The sequence below is a fragment of the Protofrankia symbiont of Coriaria myrtifolia genome (assembly GCF_900634755.1).
In the GTDB taxonomy this organism is placed as follows: domain Bacteria; phylum Actinomycetota; class Actinomycetes; order Frankiales; family Frankiaceae; genus Protofrankia; species Protofrankia coriariae.
In genome coordinates this window covers 1-16,347 of the sequence record NZ_CAAAFS010000226.1, presented here as the reverse complement: position 1 = coordinate 16,347, position 16,347 = coordinate 1, and the positions used below count along the sequence as shown (strand labels likewise).

15 protein-coding genes and 1 pseudogene are annotated in these 16,347 nt (G+C 71.4%); 11 read left to right on the top strand and 5 right to left on the bottom strand.

What is annotated here, in order from left to right:
- The first annotated feature begins 223 nt into the window (after positions 1-223).
- The 11 genes and pseudogenes from CM1CMNOD_RS12750 (at position 224) to CM1CMNOD_RS12700 (ending at position 12,561) form a co-directional block, all read left to right on the top strand.
- Positions 224-589 (top strand): TcmI family type II polyketide cyclase, encoded by a 366-nt coding sequence (locus tag CM1CMNOD_RS12750; RefSeq protein ID WP_013874021.1) that lies wholly within the window; start codon positions 224-226, stop codon positions 587-589.
- A complete protein-coding gene (gene accA, locus CM1CMNOD_RS12745; protein ID WP_013874020.1) occupies positions 586-2,430 on the top strand; it encodes an acetyl-CoA carboxylase carboxyltransferase subunit alpha/beta in 1,845 nt (614 codons plus the stop codon). The genes CM1CMNOD_RS12750 and accA overlap by 4 nt, the downstream gene beginning before the upstream one ends.
- On the top strand, positions 2,427-3,053 hold the full coding sequence (locus CM1CMNOD_RS12740; protein WP_013874019.1) for an acetyl-CoA carboxylase biotin carboxyl carrier protein: 627 nt from the start codon (positions 2,427-2,429) through the stop codon (positions 3,051-3,053). Before accA ends, CM1CMNOD_RS12740 begins: the two co-directional genes overlap by 4 nt.
- 32 nt (positions 3,054-3,085) lie before the next feature.
- The gene (locus CM1CMNOD_RS12735) at positions 3,086-4,453 is read left to right on the top strand and encodes an acetyl-CoA carboxylase biotin carboxylase subunit (protein WP_013874018.1); all 1,368 of its coding nucleotides are present in this window, start codon (positions 3,086-3,088) and stop codon (positions 4,451-4,453) included.
- Entirely contained in the window at positions 4,450-4,710 is a 261-nt protein-coding gene (locus CM1CMNOD_RS12730) for an acyl carrier protein (RefSeq protein WP_013874017.1), read from the top strand. The genes CM1CMNOD_RS12735 and CM1CMNOD_RS12730 overlap by 4 nt, the downstream gene beginning before the upstream one ends.
- 121 nt (positions 4,711-4,831) lie before the next feature.
- Positions 4,832-5,395 (top strand): SRPBCC family protein, encoded by a 564-nt coding sequence (locus CM1CMNOD_RS12725; protein WP_013874016.1) that lies wholly within the window; start codon positions 4,832-4,834, stop codon positions 5,393-5,395.
- Between the two features lie 43 nt (positions 5,396-5,438).
- Positions 5,439-5,837 (top strand): annotated as a pseudogene (locus CM1CMNOD_RS12720) (cupin domain-containing protein); the annotation flags it as partial.
- 167 nt (positions 5,838-6,004) lie between these two features.
- Positions 6,005-7,384 (top strand): beta-ketoacyl-[acyl-carrier-protein] synthase family protein, encoded by a 1,380-nt coding sequence (locus tag CM1CMNOD_RS12715; protein ID WP_013874014.1) that lies wholly within the window; start codon positions 6,005-6,007, stop codon positions 7,382-7,384.
- Positions 7,381-8,619, top strand: a complete 1,239-nt coding sequence (locus CM1CMNOD_RS12710) for a beta-ketoacyl synthase N-terminal-like domain-containing protein (RefSeq protein ID WP_013874013.1) — start codon at positions 7,381-7,383, stop codon at positions 8,617-8,619. The genes CM1CMNOD_RS12715 and CM1CMNOD_RS12710 overlap by 4 nt, the downstream gene beginning before the upstream one ends.
- The gene (locus tag CM1CMNOD_RS12705; RefSeq protein ID WP_013874012.1) at positions 8,620-11,097 is read left to right on the top strand and encodes an FAD-dependent monooxygenase; all 2,478 of its coding nucleotides are present in this window, start codon (positions 8,620-8,622) and stop codon (positions 11,095-11,097) included. It begins immediately after the preceding gene.
- An 81-nt stretch (positions 11,098-11,178) separates the two neighbouring features.
- The gene (locus tag CM1CMNOD_RS12700; protein WP_013874011.1) at positions 11,179-12,561 is read left to right on the top strand and encodes an NAD(P)/FAD-dependent oxidoreductase; all 1,383 of its coding nucleotides are present in this window, start codon (positions 11,179-11,181) and stop codon (positions 12,559-12,561) included.
- Here CM1CMNOD_RS12700 and CM1CMNOD_RS12695 read toward each other — a convergent pair.
- The 5 genes from CM1CMNOD_RS12695 to CM1CMNOD_RS12675 all read right to left on the bottom strand — a co-directional run bounded on the left by CM1CMNOD_RS12695 (position 12,542) and on the right by CM1CMNOD_RS12675 (position 16,040).
- Positions 12,542-13,363, bottom strand: a complete 822-nt coding sequence (locus CM1CMNOD_RS12695; RefSeq protein ID WP_043606437.1) for a 4'-phosphopantetheinyl transferase family protein — start codon at positions 13,361-13,363, stop codon at positions 12,542-12,544. The genes CM1CMNOD_RS12700 and CM1CMNOD_RS12695 overlap by 20 nt on opposite strands.
- Positions 13,364-13,538: 175 nt before the next feature.
- Positions 13,539-14,396: a metallophosphoesterase family protein gene (locus CM1CMNOD_RS12690; protein ID WP_013874009.1), complete on the bottom strand. Its 858-nt coding sequence runs from the start codon at positions 14,394-14,396 to the stop codon at positions 13,539-13,541.
- A 190-nt stretch (positions 14,397-14,586) separates the two neighbouring features.
- A complete protein-coding gene (locus CM1CMNOD_RS12685; RefSeq protein ID WP_013874008.1) occupies positions 14,587-15,255 on the bottom strand; it encodes an effector-associated domain EAD1-containing protein in 669 nt (222 codons plus the stop codon).
- A gap of 99 nt (positions 15,256-15,354) precedes the next feature.
- Positions 15,355-15,771 (bottom strand): type II toxin-antitoxin system VapC family toxin, encoded by a 417-nt coding sequence (locus CM1CMNOD_RS12680; RefSeq protein ID WP_013874007.1) that lies wholly within the window; start codon positions 15,769-15,771, stop codon positions 15,355-15,357.
- Positions 15,768-16,040, bottom strand: a complete 273-nt coding sequence (locus CM1CMNOD_RS12675) for a type II toxin-antitoxin system prevent-host-death family antitoxin (protein ID WP_043606429.1) — start codon at positions 16,038-16,040, stop codon at positions 15,768-15,770. The genes CM1CMNOD_RS12680 and CM1CMNOD_RS12675 overlap by 4 nt, the downstream gene beginning before the upstream one ends.
- Positions 16,041-16,347: the final 307 nt, after the last annotated feature.

Genomic DNA, 16,347 nt, shown 5'->3' with positions numbered 1-16,347 from the left:
GTGCGGCGGGAGTGGCGGGCTGGTGTGGGTGGCTTCGGGGAGGGGCGGTCGCTCTCTGGCAAAGGTCACGCAGACGGCACCGGTGGACGCGCTGTGTGATCACCCTTACTCTCGGTAGGGGGGTCGGTCTGAACCGGAACGTTGTCGCCGTGAATGGGTCAGTGACCCCGCCGGCCCCGGTCCCGGGGTTTTCCCGGCCTGTTCGGTGGAGGGGGACACCAATATGCACAGATCCTTGATTGTTGCCAAGATCGCGCCCGGCGCGGAAAAGGACGTCGCACGCATCTTCGCGGAATCGGACGCGACCGGACTTCCGCGGATCGCCGGCGTCACCCGCCGTTCGCTCTATTCGCTCGGGGATCTCTACGTCCACCTGCTGGAAACGGCCGGGGACGGCCGGCAGGCGGTGGACAACGCGCGCGGCCACGAGGAGTTCAAACGCGTCAGCGCGCGGCTGTCCCACTACATTCAGCCCTATCTGCCGACCTGGCGGTCACCCGAGGACGCGATAGCGCGGTGTTTCTACACCTACGAGGCCGGCTCCGCCGGCGGCACCCATGGGGCCGGCTCTGCCGGGGAGGCCGCGTGAGGGCCACGGTCGCCGAGGCGGACGTGGCCGCCTGGAGCCGGTGCGGCTCCTGCACCGCGCTCGTCTACGGCAAACGGCTGGCCCGCAACCTCTACGTGTGCCCGGAATGCGGCCACCACGACCGGCTGACCGCCACCCAGCGGATCGACCAGCTCCTCGATCCCGGCAGCTTCCGGCCGCTGCTGGTCGAACCCGTCCACTTCGACATCCTCGGGTTCACCGACACCCGGCCGTACGCCCAGCGCTGGGAGGCGGCCCGGCGGGAGACCGCGCTGGCCGAGGCGGTGCTGTGCGGCGCCGGAGCCATCGGCGGCCACGGGCTCGTCGTGGCCGTGATGGACTTCCGTTTCCTCGGCGGCAGCCTCGGCTCGGCGGTCGGCGAAATGATAACGCTCGCGGTGGAACTCGCCGTGGACGAGGCGCTTCCCCTGCTCGTCGTCTCCACCTCCGGCGGCGCCCGGATGCAGGAGGGCTGCCTGTCGCTGATGCAGATGGCCAAGACCGGTATCGCCGTCGAACGGCACCGGGAACACGGCCTGCTGTCCATCAGTCTGGTGACCGACCCGACCTACGGCGGGGTGGCGGCGTCGTTCGCGACCAACACGGACGTGATCGTCGCCGAGTCCGGCAGCCGGATGGGTTTCGCCGGGCCCCGGGTCATCCGGCAGACCATCGGGCAGGAGCTGCCCGCCGAGTTCCAGAGCAGTGGTTTTCTCGCCAGCAAGGGGCAGGTCGACATCGTCGCCGACCGGACGGACCTGCGGACGGTGCTGGGCAGGCTGCTCGCGGTCGGCCGGCGGGAGCAGCGGGACATCGACCCGTCGACCGACCTGCCGGCGGACGAGCCGGCCGGCGAGCCGGCGGACGGGTCGGCGCGGCAACCTGTCGGGGCGTCGGCCGGCCCGGCCACCGGCCGGCCGCCGGCCGGCCGGCCTGTACCGGCCGGCTCCGGCGTGCTCATCACCGACCCGGAGCGGCTGGTCCAGCGGGATCCGTGGGAGACCGTCCGACTGGCCCGGGACAGCGCCCGCCCCACCGTCCGGGACTACCTCGCCCGGTCGTTCGACTCCTTCATCGAGCTGCGCGGTGACCGGCTGTACGGGGACTGCAGCGCCGTCGTGGCGGGCATCGCGGAGATCGACGGGCTTGCCGTGGCCGTGGTCGGGACCGAGAAGGGGCACTCGACCACGGAACTCGTCGCGCACAACTTCGGCATGCCCCAGCCCGAGGGCTACCGCAAGGCCATGCGGGTGATGTCGCTGGCGGCGCGGCTCGGCCTGCCCGTGGTGACGCTGATCGACACCCCCGGCGCCTACCCCGGCCGGGAGGCCGAGGAGCGGGGGCAGGCGTCCGCGATCGCGCACGCCATCCAGCGGATGTCCGCGCTGTCCACACCGGTCATCGCGGTGATCACCGGTGAGGGCGGCAGCGGCGGCGCGCTGGCGCTCGCCGTCGCCGACCGCGTCCTGGTCGCGGAGAACGGCGTGTTCTCCGTGATCAGCCCCGAGGCGTGCTCGTCGATCCTCTGGAACGACACGCAGGCCGCGGCCGAGGCCGCCCGCGCGCTCGGCCTGAACGCCCCGTGGCTGCTGCGGCTGGGCATCGTCGACGCCGTGGTACCCGAGCCGCTCGGCGGCTCCCAGACGGATCACCTTGCCGCCGGCAACCTGCTGCGCCAGGCGGTGCTCGAGGCCCTGCGCCCGCTGCTGGCACTGCCGGCGGCCCACCTGATCCGGGCCCGGCGCTCGCGCTTCCGCCGCTTCGGTCAGGCGGCCGTCACCACCCCCACCGACATCGCGCCGCCGCAGCCGCGCGAACGACATGAGGAGAAGGCCGTATGAGGCCGGCCAACATCAGCGACCAGCGTCAGCACGTCCTGAGCCGTCTGCACGAGCACGCAACCCGGCTGGCCGGGGAACTGCCCGGCCAGCTCGGCCGCATCCGCGTCTGTTCCGGGGACGTCGCCATCGAAGTCGAGTGGTCGCGGGCGACCCCCGGCGCGCAGCAGGCGGCGCTGCCGGAAAACGTCGGCGCGCTCATCCCGGCACCGTCCACCGGCGACACGGCTGTTGAGCGGACGGTTGCCACGCGGGCGGCCACCGGGGCGCCGGCCGCCGGAAACGGCGCCATCGTCAGCGGTGCCCCCGCGAACGGTGCGGCCGTACCCGGCGCCACGGCAAACGGGGCCGCCGCGAACGAGGCTGGTGAGAATATCGCGGACGCCGACGTGGCCGTTGTCACGGCCCCGATCGTCGGGACTTTCTATCACGCGCCCGAACCGGGGGCGGAGCCTTTCGTCACGGTGGGGAACGTCATCGACGCGGGCGCGACGATCGGCATCATCGAGGCGATGAAACTGCTGAACCCGGTGACCGCCGACATCGGCGGGACGGTGGCCCGGATCTGCGTCGGGAACGGGGAGACGGTCGAGTTCGACCAGGTCCTCGTCGAAATAGCACCGTAGCGGCAGTCTCATTTCACGCGGGGGGTGAAGATTTGTTCCAGAAAGTTCTCATCGCGAACCGCGGCGAGATCGCGCTACGGGTGGCCAGGGCGTGCCGTGAGCTCGGTATCCGGACCGTCAGCGTCTATTCGACGGCGGACCGGGACTCGCTTGTCCATCGCCATACCGACGAGGCGGTGTGTATTGGGCCGCCACCGCCACGGCGCAGCTACGCCAACGCCGCGGCCATCGTCGAGGCGGCGAGAATGACAGAGGCGGACGCCGTCCATCCCGGCTACGGGTTTCTCTCCGAGGATCCCGACTTCGCGGAGATATGCGCCGACGCCGGCCTGGTGTTCATCGGCTCGCCGCCGGCGGTGATGGCCTCGCTGGGGGACAAGAGCGTGGCCCGGGCCCTGATGCGCAGGGCGGGCCTGCCGCTGCTCACCGGCAGCGCCGATGTCGCGCGCAGCGTCGCCGACGCGCGCGACATCGCCGACGCCATCGGATATCCCGTCATCATCAAGGCCGCGGCCGGTGGCGGTGGGCGCGGCATGACGGTCGTGCGCTCGGCCGCGCAGCTCGCGACCGCGTTCGCCGACACCCGGGCGGCGGCCCGGGCGGTCTTCGGCGACGACCGGATCTACGTGGAGCGCTTTCTCGAACGGGCCCGCCACGTCGAGGTGCAGATCCTCTGCGACGGGCACGGTGCGGGCATCCACCTGGGCACCCGGGACTGTTCGGTGCAGCGCCGCCACCAGAAGCTGGTGGAGGAGGCGCCCGCGCCCGAGCTCGACCCCGACCGGGTGGCCGAGATGTGCCGGGACGCGGTGCGTGGCGCGCTGTCGGTCGGTTTCACCGGCCTGGGCACGGTCGAGTTCCTGGTGGACGAGGACCAGAACCACTATTTCATCGAGATCAACAGCCGTATCCAGGTGGAACATCCGGTCACCGAGATGGTGACGGGCTGCGATCTCGTCCACGAGCAGCTCCATGTCGCGGCCGGCACGCCGTTGCGGCTGCGGCAGGAGGACGTCGTCCTGCGCGGGGTCGCCGTCGAGTGCCGGGTCAACACCGAGGATCCGGACCGCGGGTTCACCCCGGCCGCGGGCCGGCTGGACCGCTTCGCCCCGCCGGCCGGCCCGTTCGTCCGGGTGGACACCCACGGCTTCCCCGGATACCGGGTCAGCCCGTACTACGACTCGCTGCTGGCCAAGGTGTCGGTCTGGGCGCCCAGCCGGGCCGAGGCGCTCAGCCGGGCCGAGCGCGCGCTCGGCGAGTTCGACGTCGACGGGCCCGGTGTACGTACCACTATTCCTTTCATCAAACGTGTGCTGGCCGACACCGAGTTCCGCAAGGGACGGTATTCGACCAGCCTGGTCGACCGCCTGACAGCGGACTCCGGAAAGGTGCGGCGATGAGTGTTGAAGCTACCGGGGAGACCCGGTCCGTCGTGACAGCGGCCACGATCCGCGAAATTCTCGTCGAGCGGGCCGGTGTGGATCCGGACGTTTTCACCGGAAACGAGTTGCTTTCTCTCGCGGAGCTGCAGATCGACTCACTGGCCGTTCTCGAGCTGCAGGCGGTGCTGGTCGAGAGGTTCGGTGTGGAGATTCCCGACGAGTCCGTCACGATGACCGTGGGGGAGATCGCCGCCGTCGCGAACGAGGACCGGTGAAAGAAGGTCCATGAACGAAGACCTGTGAAAAGGCCGGCGAACGAAGGCATCCGGGTGGCGTCCCGTGGGCGAGGGCCTGCGGGAGAAAATCCGGGACGATTTCAGGGAGGTCTCGTAGGAGATGCCGGGACACACACAGAACTCGGTGTTCATCGCTGCTCCGTTCGACGTCGTCTGGGACGCGACGAACGACCTGGAGAACTGGCCCGACCTGTTCACGGAGTACGCCTCGGTGGACATTCTCGAACGCGAGGGGAACACCGTCCGTTTCCGGTTGACCATGCATCCGGACGAGAACGGCCAGATCTGGTCGTGGGTCAGCCAGCGAACGGTCGACCGCGACCTGCGTGAGGTGCGCGCGCACCGGGTCGAGCCCGGCCCGTTCCAGTACATGAACATCTACTGGTCGTACGAGGAGCTCGACGGCGGCGTCCGGATGACGTGGCTGCAGGACTTCGCCATGCGCCCGGACGCGCCGGTCGACGACGAGGCGATGACCACCCGGATCAACGCCAACTCGGTGATCCAGATGGAGATCATCCGGGACAAGGTCGAGAAGCTGGCGGCCGGCGGGGCCGGTGTCACCAGCACAGCCGGCGTGACCAGAACAGCCGGCACGGCCGGCACAGCCAGCACAGCCGGTGTGACCGGCGCGGCCGGTAGGGCTCGCGACGCGGGCGCATGACGAGTGAGCACGGGCGCATGACAAGTGAGAGGGAGTACCGGAGATGGCTGTCGCATCCTGCTGTCGACATGTGGCCGTCCGCGATGTTCCACCGGACCGGCGGCGCGGGGGAGAGCTACGGGTGCTGCTCGGTCCGCGCACGGTCGGTAGCACCTCGGGCTTCATGGGCGTGGCCACCCTGCTGCCCGGCGAAAAGATCGCCGAACACTACCATCCGTACAGCGAGGAGTTTCTGTACGTGGCAACAGGGAGCATCGTCGTCGACTGCGACGATGTCCCGGTGGCCGTCGCGGCCGGCGAGGGGCTCTACATCCCGATCGGGGCGCGCCACCGGCTGCGCAACACCGCGGGCGAGCCGGCGTCGGTGGTCTTCCACCTCGGTCCCCTCGCACCCCGTCCCGAACTCGGGCACGTGGACACCGAGAACGCCGAGGACACCGGGAAAGCCGTGGACACCGGGAACGCCGGGGAGGCCCGGGGGAGCGGGGACGCCCGGCAGGCCGTGACCGTAACCGCCGACCAGGCGCGCTCCGAGCCGCAGCTGCCTGACCAGGTGAGTACCGGCCAGGTGGGCAGCGAACGCGCCGACGGTGATCCGGTGGCCTCGGCGTGAGCGGCCACCGCCGCGTGGTGGTGACCGGGGTGGGTGTGGTCGCGCCGGGCGGGGTGACGCGGGAGACGTTCTGGTCCACCGTGACGGCGGGGCGGACCGCCACCCGGCGCATCACCCTCTTCGACGCGTCGCCGTTCCGCTCCCGGGTCGCCGCCGAGTGCGACTTCGACCCGGCCGCCGCCGGGCTCACCCCCCGCCAGATGCGGCGCTCCGACCGCTACATCCAGTTCGCCATGGCCGCCGCCGCCGAGGCCGTCGCGGACAGCGGGCTCGTCCTCGACGAGCCGACCGCGAACGCCACCGGCGTGACGATGGGCACGGCGGTCGGGGGCACCACGGCGCTGGAGACCGAGTACGTCGTGGCCAGCGACAGCGGCCAGCAGTGGCTGGTCGACCCCGACTACGCGTCGCCGTTCCTGTACCAGGCGCTGATGCCGAGCAGCCTGGCGGCCGACGTCGGCTGCCAGTTCGGCGCCCACGGCCCGGCGCAGGTCGTCTCCACCGGCTGCACGTCCGGGATCGACGCCATCGGCTACGGCTACCAGCTCGTCGCCGACGGGGAGGTGAAGGTGATGATCGCCGGTGCGTCGGACTCCCCGATCTCCCCGGTCACGCTCGCCTCCTTCGACGCGATCAAGGCGACGTCGCCGGACGACTCCGACCCCGAGCACGCCTCCCGGCCCTTCGACCGGGACCGTAGGGGCTTCATCCTGGGCGAGGGCGGCGCCGTCCTCGCCCTGGAGGAGCTGGAGCACGCCCGGCGCCGCGGCGCGCACATCTACTGCGAGGTCGCCGGGTTCGCCACCCGCAGCAACGCCTTCCACATGACGGGGCTGCGTCCCGACGGGGCGGAGATGGCCCGGGCCATCTCCGACGCGCTGGCACAGGGCCGGCTGGCGCCGACCGCCGTCTCCTACATCAACGCCCACGGCTCGGGGACCAAGCAGAACGACCGGCACGAGACGGCTGCCTTCAAACGGGCGCTGGGCGAGCACGCCTACCAGGTGCCGATCAGCTCGATCAAGTCCATGGTCGGCCATTCGCTCGGCGCGATCGGCGCGATCGAGATGGCCGCCTGCGCGCTGGCCATCGAGCACGGGGTGGTCCCCCCGACGGCGAACTGGGCCAACCGTGATCCGGAGTGCGATCTCGACTACACGCCGAACACGGCGCGTGAGCACAAGGTCGACGTTGCGCTGTCGGTCGGCAGCGGTTTCGGGGGCTTCCAGTCGGCCATGGTCTTCCGGTCCCTCACCCGGAGCAGCCGGCATGCTGGAGGCCTGCCGGCTGCGGAGGGTGACAAGCAGGCATCGGCCCCCAACGGCCTGCCAGCCGCGGAGGGCGCTGGGAAGAGGAAAGCGGGGGTTGGACGGTGACGCCGCGCGCTGTGATCACCGGGATCGGGATCGTCTGCGCGAGCGGGATCGGCGTGGACACGTACTGGAAGACCGCGCTGTCCGGGGAGACCCGGATCGGGCGGATCACCCAGTTCGACCCGTCACGCTACGACACCACCCTGGCCGGTGAGGTCGAGGGTTTCGGGGCGGCCGAGCACATGCCGAGCCGGTTCGTCGTGCAGACGGACCGGTGGACGCACCTGGCCTTCTGCGCCGCCGGCCAGGCCCTGGCGGACGCGGGGATCGACCCGGAGGCCCTCGACCCGTACGACATGTCCGTCGCGCTCGCCAGCGGCTCGGGGGGCAACGCGTTCGGCCAGCGCGAGCTACAGCACCTGTGGAGCTCCTCGTCCCGCACGGTCGGCGCCTACCAGTCGATCGCCTGGTTCTACGCGGCCACGGTGGGGCAGTTGTCGATCCGGCACGGCATGAAGGGGCCGTCGGTGGTCCTGGTGTCGGAGAGCGCCGGTGGCCTGGACAGCTTCGCCCACGCGGCGCGGCTGGTCCGCCGCGGGACCCCGGTGGTGCTCGCCGGCGGAACCGAGGCACCGCTGTCCCCGTACGCGCTGACCTGCCAGCAGCACAACCATGCCATGACGTCCCGCACCGACCCGGCCCACGCCTACTGCCCGTTCGACATCGACGCGGACGGTTACGTCCCGGGGGAGGGGGGTGCCGTCTTCGTCGTGGAGGACCTCGACCACGCCCTGGCCCGCGGCGCCCCCGTGATCTACGGGGAGATCGCCGGGGCGGCGGCCACGTTCGACGGCCGCCCGTCCCGGCGTCGCGGCGGCTTCGACGTGGAGCAGTACGCCCGGGCGATGACCACGGCGCTGCACCGGGCGGGCCGGCGTCCCGAGGATGTCGACGTGGTCTTCCCCGACGCGCTCGGGCTGCCCGCCGCCGACCGCGACGAGTCCGCCGCGCTACGGGCCGCATTCGGCTCGGCGTCACCGGTGGTGACGACACAGAAGCCACTGGTGGGGCGGCTCTACCAGGGTGGGGCCGCCCTGGACGCGGCCACCGCCCTGCTGGCCATGCGGCACGATCTGCTGCCGCCGGCGGGTGTCCGTACGCCCGCGCCCGGATGCGACCTGAACTTCGTCGCCGAGGTGACCCCCACGCCGGTCACCACCGCAATGATCAACGCCCGTGGTTTCGACGGGTTCAACGCGTCGGTCGTCCTACATCGCTATCAGCAGGAGGAGAAATAGATGCCCAACGTGGACGCGACCGGCGGCCCCGGGGTGGGGGCGGTGGTGCGCACGGCGCTCAGCACCGCCACCGACACGGTGCGCACGCTGCTGCGCATGCGCGCCCGTCCCGGCCGTGAGCAGGAGTTCGAAAGCGCCTGGCTGAAGGCGGCGGAGGTCATCAGCACGGTGCCGGGGAACATCCGCCAGGACCTGATGCGCAACCCGGACCGGCCCGGCGAGTACGTGATCGTGGCCGACTGGGAGAACCGCTCGGCGCTGGACGCCTTCGGGCGCAGCTCGCACCGGGACCAGCTCACCGCCGCCCTGCGCGACCTGCGCGACGACGCCGAACGCAACACCTATGACGTGCTGCACACCCTGGACGGGCGGGGGCCGGCGGTGCGGGTGCTGGTCACCACCACCGTGCCCCCCGGCGAGGAGGACGCGTTCGAGCAGGCGTTCCTCGAGGTCGCCGAGGCCATGCGCGGGGTGGCCGGCCGGGTCCGGGAGGAACTGCTGCACGAACCCGGTACCGGCACGTTCCACCTGCTGGCGGAATGGGCCTCCGAGCAGGCCTTTCTGGCCTGGGTGGGGGATCCGAACCACAGCGACCGCACCAGGCAGCTCATCCCCTTCCTCGACCGTGGTTTCTCCCGCCGCATCTTCTCGATCGTCGCCCGCCCGCCGGAGGACGAGGTGAACGCCGGCGCGAGCCCCGAGGCGGCCATCGGCGCGGACGCCGCCGGCGTGAACGCCCGCCCCAGGCCGGGGGCGGCCCCGCAGCAGCGCCCGACAGCGGCCCTGAGCACGGCCGCGTCCGCGATCGTCCGGCCGCAGGTTGCCGGTGCCCGGCGGCCGGAGCCGGACGCGGCAACCGACGTGCTGGTCGTCGGCGCGGGACCGACCGGCCTGACCCTCGCCATCGAACTCGCCCGCCGCGGGGTCGCCTGCCGGCTGGTGGACAGGAGCACCGAGCCGCCGGGCCAGGCGGACAAGGCCATCGGCGTGCACTGCCGGACGATGGAGATCTGGGAGGACCAGGGCATCGTCCAGGAGGCGATGGACGCCGGCATCTGGCTCAACGGCCAGATCGTCGTCGTCAACGGGCACCAGACCCACCGCGTCGAGTGGGACCTGCCGGAGCTGCCGTACGCCCACCTCGGGCTGCCGCAGTACGAGACGGAACGCATCCTCACCGACCGTTTCGCCGCCCTCGGCGGGACGATCGAGCGGGGCGTCGAGCTGCGCGGCCTCACCCAGGACGCCGCCGGTGTGACCGCCCGGCTGTCGGCCGCCGACGGTGAGACGACGGTGCGCGCGAAGTATCTGGTGGGATCCGACGGCGCGCACAGCACCGTCCGCAAGGAGCTGAACCTGGCGTTCAACGCGGGCGCCGGACGGTTCCCGCAGCTGTTCATGCTCGCCGACGTCGAGGTCGACTGGTCGCTGCCCGAGGGCTATCTGCTGCGTTTCCTGCACGAGACCGACGGCAAGATGGACGGGATGCTCGTGTGCGTCCCGTTGCGGGGCCAGGGCCGTTACCGCATCGCGACCATGGCCCCGCCGCGGATCATGGCCGAGGCCGCCCGCACCGACGTGCCGCCCGGTTTCACGAAGGAGTACGAACCGCCGACGCTGGCCGAGCTCCAGGTCGCGCTCGACGGGCTGGCGCCGCCCGGGACGACCGCGCGCAACCTGCGCTGGTCGTCGATCTTCCGGATCAGCCACGGGATCGTCGACCGTTACCGGGTCGGCCGGGCGTTCGTCGCCGGTGACGCCGCGCACCTGCATCCGCCGGCGGGCGGGCAGGGCATGAACACCGGCATCCAGGACGCCTACAACCTCGGCTGGAAGCTCGCGCTCGCGGCGGGTGGGCACGCCGGGCCGGACCTGCTCGACAGCTACGAGGCCGAGCGCCGCCCCGCCGGGGAGTCGGTCATGGGCCGCGCCGTACGGGTCGCGTTCACCGACGAGATGGACAACGAGGACGAGAAGGCGCAGTTCCTCGACGAGATGCAGATGACCCTGACCTACCGCGGCACCCCGCTGGTCGGGGAGGCGCTGGGCTGGGACGCCCCGGACCGCGGGCCGGCGGCCGGCGACCGCGCGCCGGACGTGCACGGGCTGGCCCGCCGCGGGGTCGGGCACCGGCTGCGGCTGTTCGAGCTGATCCAGGGCAGCGGGCACACGCTGCTGTTCTACGGGGACGCCTCCTCGACCGAGGAGGACCTGCGCGGCTACGAGAAGATCGCCGCGGCGATCCGGCGGCAGGCCGCGGGGCTGATCAACGTCTACGCCGTGCTGGACCCGGACGCCGTCGCTCCCGCGGGCCTTGACCTGCCCGTCATCCGCGACACCGAGCGTGACTACCGGTCCGTCTACGCGACCACCGGGCCGTGCGCCCACCTGATCCGGCCGGACGGGCACGTCGGCTTCCGCAGCAGGCCGGTCCTTGCCGGCGCCCTTGAAGATCACATACGTGCCGTTTTCGGGTGACGACAGCCGATTGCGCTTCGGCGTACGGCCGCGACGAAATGTACGGAGTGTGATGAACTGATATGCAGAACGGGGAATTGAATGGCGAGCGGAAGGCGGCTGGACGTCCTGGTATGCGGTGCCGGAGTGGCCGGGATGACGGCCGCTCTCGCGCTGGCGCGCCTCGGGCACACGGTGACGCTGATCGAGCGTGACACCGCGGTGAGACCCGCCCGGCTCGACGAGGCCGGCGGCTGGAGACGGACCGGGGTCGCGCACCTGCACCAGCCGCACGCCTTCCTCGCCCGCATCCACGCCGAGCTGCGCGCGGTCCTGCCCGACACACTCGACGCCCTGCGGGCCGCCGGCGCGGTCGAGGTGCCCCTGCCGGACGGGACGCGCTCGTTGCGGTGCCGCCGCAGCACCCTGGAGTGGGTGCTGCGGCGTGACGTCGAGACGCAGCCCGGGATAGAGCTGCGGGCCGGGACCGTCCAACGGGTGGAGACCCGGCGGGGAACGGCCGTCGGCGTGCACCTGGCCGAGGGCGGGCTGCGACCGGCCGATCTTGTTATCGACGCTGGTGGCCGGCGCAGCCGGCTGACCACCGGGGCACGGGACGCGGAGGGCTTCGACGAGCCGGCCAACGAGGTCTACGTGTCCCGCCGCTACCGGCTGCTACCGGGACGGCAGTTCACCGCGGTCAACCGCTGGGTGGTCGGAGTCGAGGAGGCCGACGGCTACGCGCTGCTCGTCTTCCCCCAGGATGCCGGCACCTTCACCGTCGCCTTCGTCCACCTGCCGGGGGACCGGGCGCTGGCGGGGCTGCGCCGGGCGCCGGTGTTCGAGTCGGCCGCGCGCATCATGTCGCTCGGGGCGGCCTGGACCGATCCGAACTTCGCCGAGCCGATCTCCGGCGTCACGGCCATGAGCGGGCTGCGCAACATGTTCCGGCCGCTGGATCCGGCGGTGCCGGTCGGTCTGCACGCGCTCGGTGACACGGTCTGCACCACCAACCCGCACTTCGGCCGAGGCTCCTCCCTGGCTGTTGCGCACGCGTTCCGGCTCGTCGAGGCGGTGGCCGAGGATCCCGGCGATCCCGCCGCCTGGCGGGACCGGGTCGACGCCTGGGTCCGGGGCGAGCTGCGGTCGTGGTTCGACGACGCCCGGCAGCTCGACCGGGCGCGTGCCGCGGCCTGGTGGGCGGCCGTCGACGGCGGGGCGCAGGCCATCCCGTCGATGAGCCCGCCGAGCCCGGCGTCGCTGCCGCGGTTCGTGCTGCTCGCCGCCGCCGGTGTCGACCCGACGGTCGCGACGGCGGCGCTGCGTCACATGCAGATGACGGATCCGCCCGAGGCGCTGGACGCGGTGGAACCGCGGGTGACGGACCTGATCACTCAGGGCTGGCGTCCGAGTCGTTCCCCGGGGGTGCCCACCCGGGCCGAACTGGTCGAGACGATCTCCGCGGTCAGCGTCCCGGTACGGTGATCGCCGTGATGACCAGGCCGTTGCGGGCCAGCCAGCGGCCGGTGAAGCCGGTCAGCCGTTCGGGGCCCTGAGGCTCCAGGGGCGCGGAGAGATCCGCGGGGAGAGCCCTGTCGGACTGGTCCCTCCCCGGTGGGACGCCACCGGGGAGCACCGGCCCGTCCACCAGCAGTTGGACGGAGAAGGTGCCCCCGACCGCGTCGATCGTGATCGACGCGTCCTCGAAGCCCAGCCAGCGCCGGGCCAGCGGGAACCACGCCTTGTAGACCGATTCCTTCATGCTGAACAGCAGCCTGTCCCAGTGCACGACGGGATCCACGGCAGGATCCACGGGCGGCAGCGGCTCCGAGCGCGCGGCGGGGATGTCGTGCGGTGGGCCGCCCGGGCGCGCGGCGGAGCCGTCGCGCAGCAGTGGGTCGAGCCAGTCCCGTTCCTCGGGGCGGGCGATCTGGTCGAGCACGCCTGCCGGCAGGGCCTTGTTCGGTTCGGCGTCGATACCGACCGTGAGGATGTCGGCGGACCAGGCCGCCACCGCGGCCCGGTAGCCGGCACAGTGCGTGATGCTGCCGATCACCCCGGCGGGCCACTGCGGCTCGCCCTTGGGCCCGCGCAGGATCGGCACCGGCGGTATGCCCAGGCCGGCGAGCGCGCGGTGGGCGCACACCCGGGCGGTGGTGAACTCCCGGCGGCGTTTGTCCACGGACCGCGCGAGCGTCGCGGCCTCCTCCGGGAACAGCACGGCGTCCGGATCGTCGGCGAACGCCTCCACCGCGACCACCGCGGGGTGAAGCAGCGTGGCGAGCAGTTCGGCCCCGGCGACGGCTCCGTCGGACGAGGCGACGGCGCCGGACGGGGTGGGGGGCCCGGACGAGCTGAGGTCGGTCGCGTCTTCGGGGACGCGGCTTCCGGGGACGGTGCGTCCGGGCACGACGGCCCCAGCCGTCCCGGTCTCCGATATCCCGGTCCCTGATATCCCGGTCTCAGTCATGTCGCTCCGGCTCCGGCAGTATCTGCCGGGGAATGTTGCGCGGGCCGTTCCAGCGGCGCCACTCCCGAGGATAGCCGATCGAAACCTCCTCGAACCGGACGCCGTCATACCACGTTGTTCGGGGAATGTGCAGATGGCCGTACACCACGGCGGCGGCCCGGAACCGCCGGTGCCAGTCGGCGGTGTTCTCCGTGCCGCACCACTGCGCGAACTCCGGATAGCGCAGCACATAAGTCGGATCCCGCACCAGCGGGAAATGATTCACCAGAACGGTCGGCAGCTTCGGGTCACATGCCGCGAGCCGTTCACGGGTGTGCTCGACCCGGGCCCGCGACCAGGCGTCCGCACTCGGGTAGGGGTCGGGAACCAGCAGGTACTCGTCCGCGCAGACCACGCCCGTGCGGTGCGCCACGGCGAGCGCCTCCTCCTTGGAGCTGGTTCCGGCCGGCCGGAACGTGTAGTCGTAGAGGAGGAACAACGGAGCCACCGTGACCGGCCCGCCGGCGCCCTCCCACACCGGATAAGGATCCTCCGGGGTGAGTACGCCCAGGCGTCGGCATATCTCCACCAGATGCTGGTAACGCCGCTCACCGGTCAGCCGCACCGGATCCTTTTTCGGCGTCCACAGCTCGTGATTACCAGGTACCCAGATCACGGTGGAGAACCGGGAACGCAGCAGCGCCAGCGCCCATTCGACGTCCGCGACGACCTCACCGACGTCACCGGCGACGATCAGCCAGTCCGCGTCCGACTCCGGTCGTAGTTCCTCGATGAACTGCCGGTTTTCGGGGTACGCCACATGTAGATCACTGATGGCGAGTAGCTTCCCAGCCACCCGGAACGTGGTCACCCCTCCGACTTTACCCGATCCCGCCGGGGCGCCGCGTGACGAATCCCGGGGTCAGTTCGATCAGGGCGAGCCCGGCCTGCTGCGCCAGCCCCCGTGAAGGCCTCGGTGACCTCCAGCCTGCGCTGGTTCTCCGGCGGCGCCATGGCGGGCCGGGCTCCACCAGGACCCGGTCGAGGATCCGGGCTAAAGACTAAAGATCGGTGCCCGTGCTGCTCGCTTCTTCTTTTACGTATGCGGCGAAAGCGGGATTTGCCGGAAACAGCTGCCGCGCCGCGGCCAACAGGCGCTCCCGCCCCGCGGGCAGCACTCCCGCCGCGAGCAGGCTGCTCACCGCTCTCCAGAACTCCAGTGAAGATCCGGCGTTCCACCCTGGCTGACGCCCCGCGTCCAGACCGGCGGTCTCCAGTATCTGCCGCGCCGAGACAGGCGTTGGGAATGCCGCGGCCAATGCGTGAACCGCCGGCTCGGACAGACCCGGTGGTGCGGCTGGAACCCCCGGTGGCGATGGTGTGACGCGTGGCTGCCGGGCGGCCGACGGGAACCGCGGCACCGAATCCACCGACGTCTCACCAGCCGTCAGCCCGCCCATTTCGGCGACCGGCGCGCCGGCAGGAAAACTCGGCTCACTCGTCGGCTTTCGGCGCCGTGTCCCAACAGCCTCCAGAAGCCGTTGCCGGGCAACTTCCCGAGTGACCCCGAACAGGTCCACCGAAACGATCTGGCGCAGCAGCCCCGGCCGGTCGCAGTCCGCCACCCGCATGACCATCAGCAGCTTCGTCGAACCGGCCGGGTCCAACGCCCAGACGGCCTGCCACTCCTCCGTCGCGAACACCGACGTCAGATAGGAACGCGAGAGCACGACCCCTTCCCGGTGAAGATCGATCTCAGTCGGCTCTGACCGACCGACCGTGACTGGGCAACCGTCCGTAGCCGATACGGCGGGTTCGCCGTGGGGCGTTCACACCGGGACGGACCGGCCGGGCGCCGCCACGGCCAGGCCGAGTTCTCCGGCGGTGACAGCCAGTCGCCTGTCATAGGTCACGAAGGCGCTGACTGTCTTCCCCGACGCGACGAGCTGGTCCGCGGTGGCCAGATGGATGGCGTCCAACGACCGCAGATGGGGGAAAGGGTAGGCGCCCGCGGTGGCCCGGACCGCGTCGTCGATGTCCAGGCGGTCGAGATGGGCGAGAACGCCGGCCACCGCCGCCAGCCGTGCCGGCTCTTCCCGGCGTAGCGCCCGTGGAAGTTCGACTTCGGCGAGCTTGGAAGTGATCACGCGCTCGTTCTGCTGGGCGTTGAGCCAGTCGACCAGCTTGTCGCTTTCCAGCTCGGGCCTGATCAGCTTTACGATCGCGGAGGTGTCCAGATAGATCACCAGCGTTCCTCGTCGCGGAGCTGTCTGATCAGCTCGCCGGCCTCCGGGCCGCTGATCCGTGGCCCTTTCGGGGCGGTGAACGGGCCGGTGATGGTGGCCGGGGAGACCTTGCCCGCCGCGATCAGATCGTCCAACTCGCCGGACGTCGCAGGCACGATACGGCCGATCACCCTGCCGTGTCGGGTGATCTCGATGGTCTCGCCGCGCTCGACACGTGCGAGCACGCCCGCGGTGTCCTGATTGAGCACCCGTATGGGTACCTGCTCCACCGGCTCATTGTAGTACGTGGGTAGTACCAATCCGGTGTCGTTGTGGCGGAGCGCGACGGTCGCCATCCCCGCAAGCTCTTGATCGTTGACGGGTGGGTGCTGGCAGCGCGGTCTCGGGGGCCGCACGTCGCGGAGCGGCACGACTGCTACCCCGCTGGCCGGCCCCGGCAGCTGTCACGGCAGCCACCGCGGCGGCTGCCGTCCCTCCGGCCAGGATCAGGCGTTCCCGCCTGTCATCCTTTGGCTTGGTGTGGGCTAGTGTCACGGGCGGAGACACAGCGGACACGGCGGGGGGACGGGGTGCGCG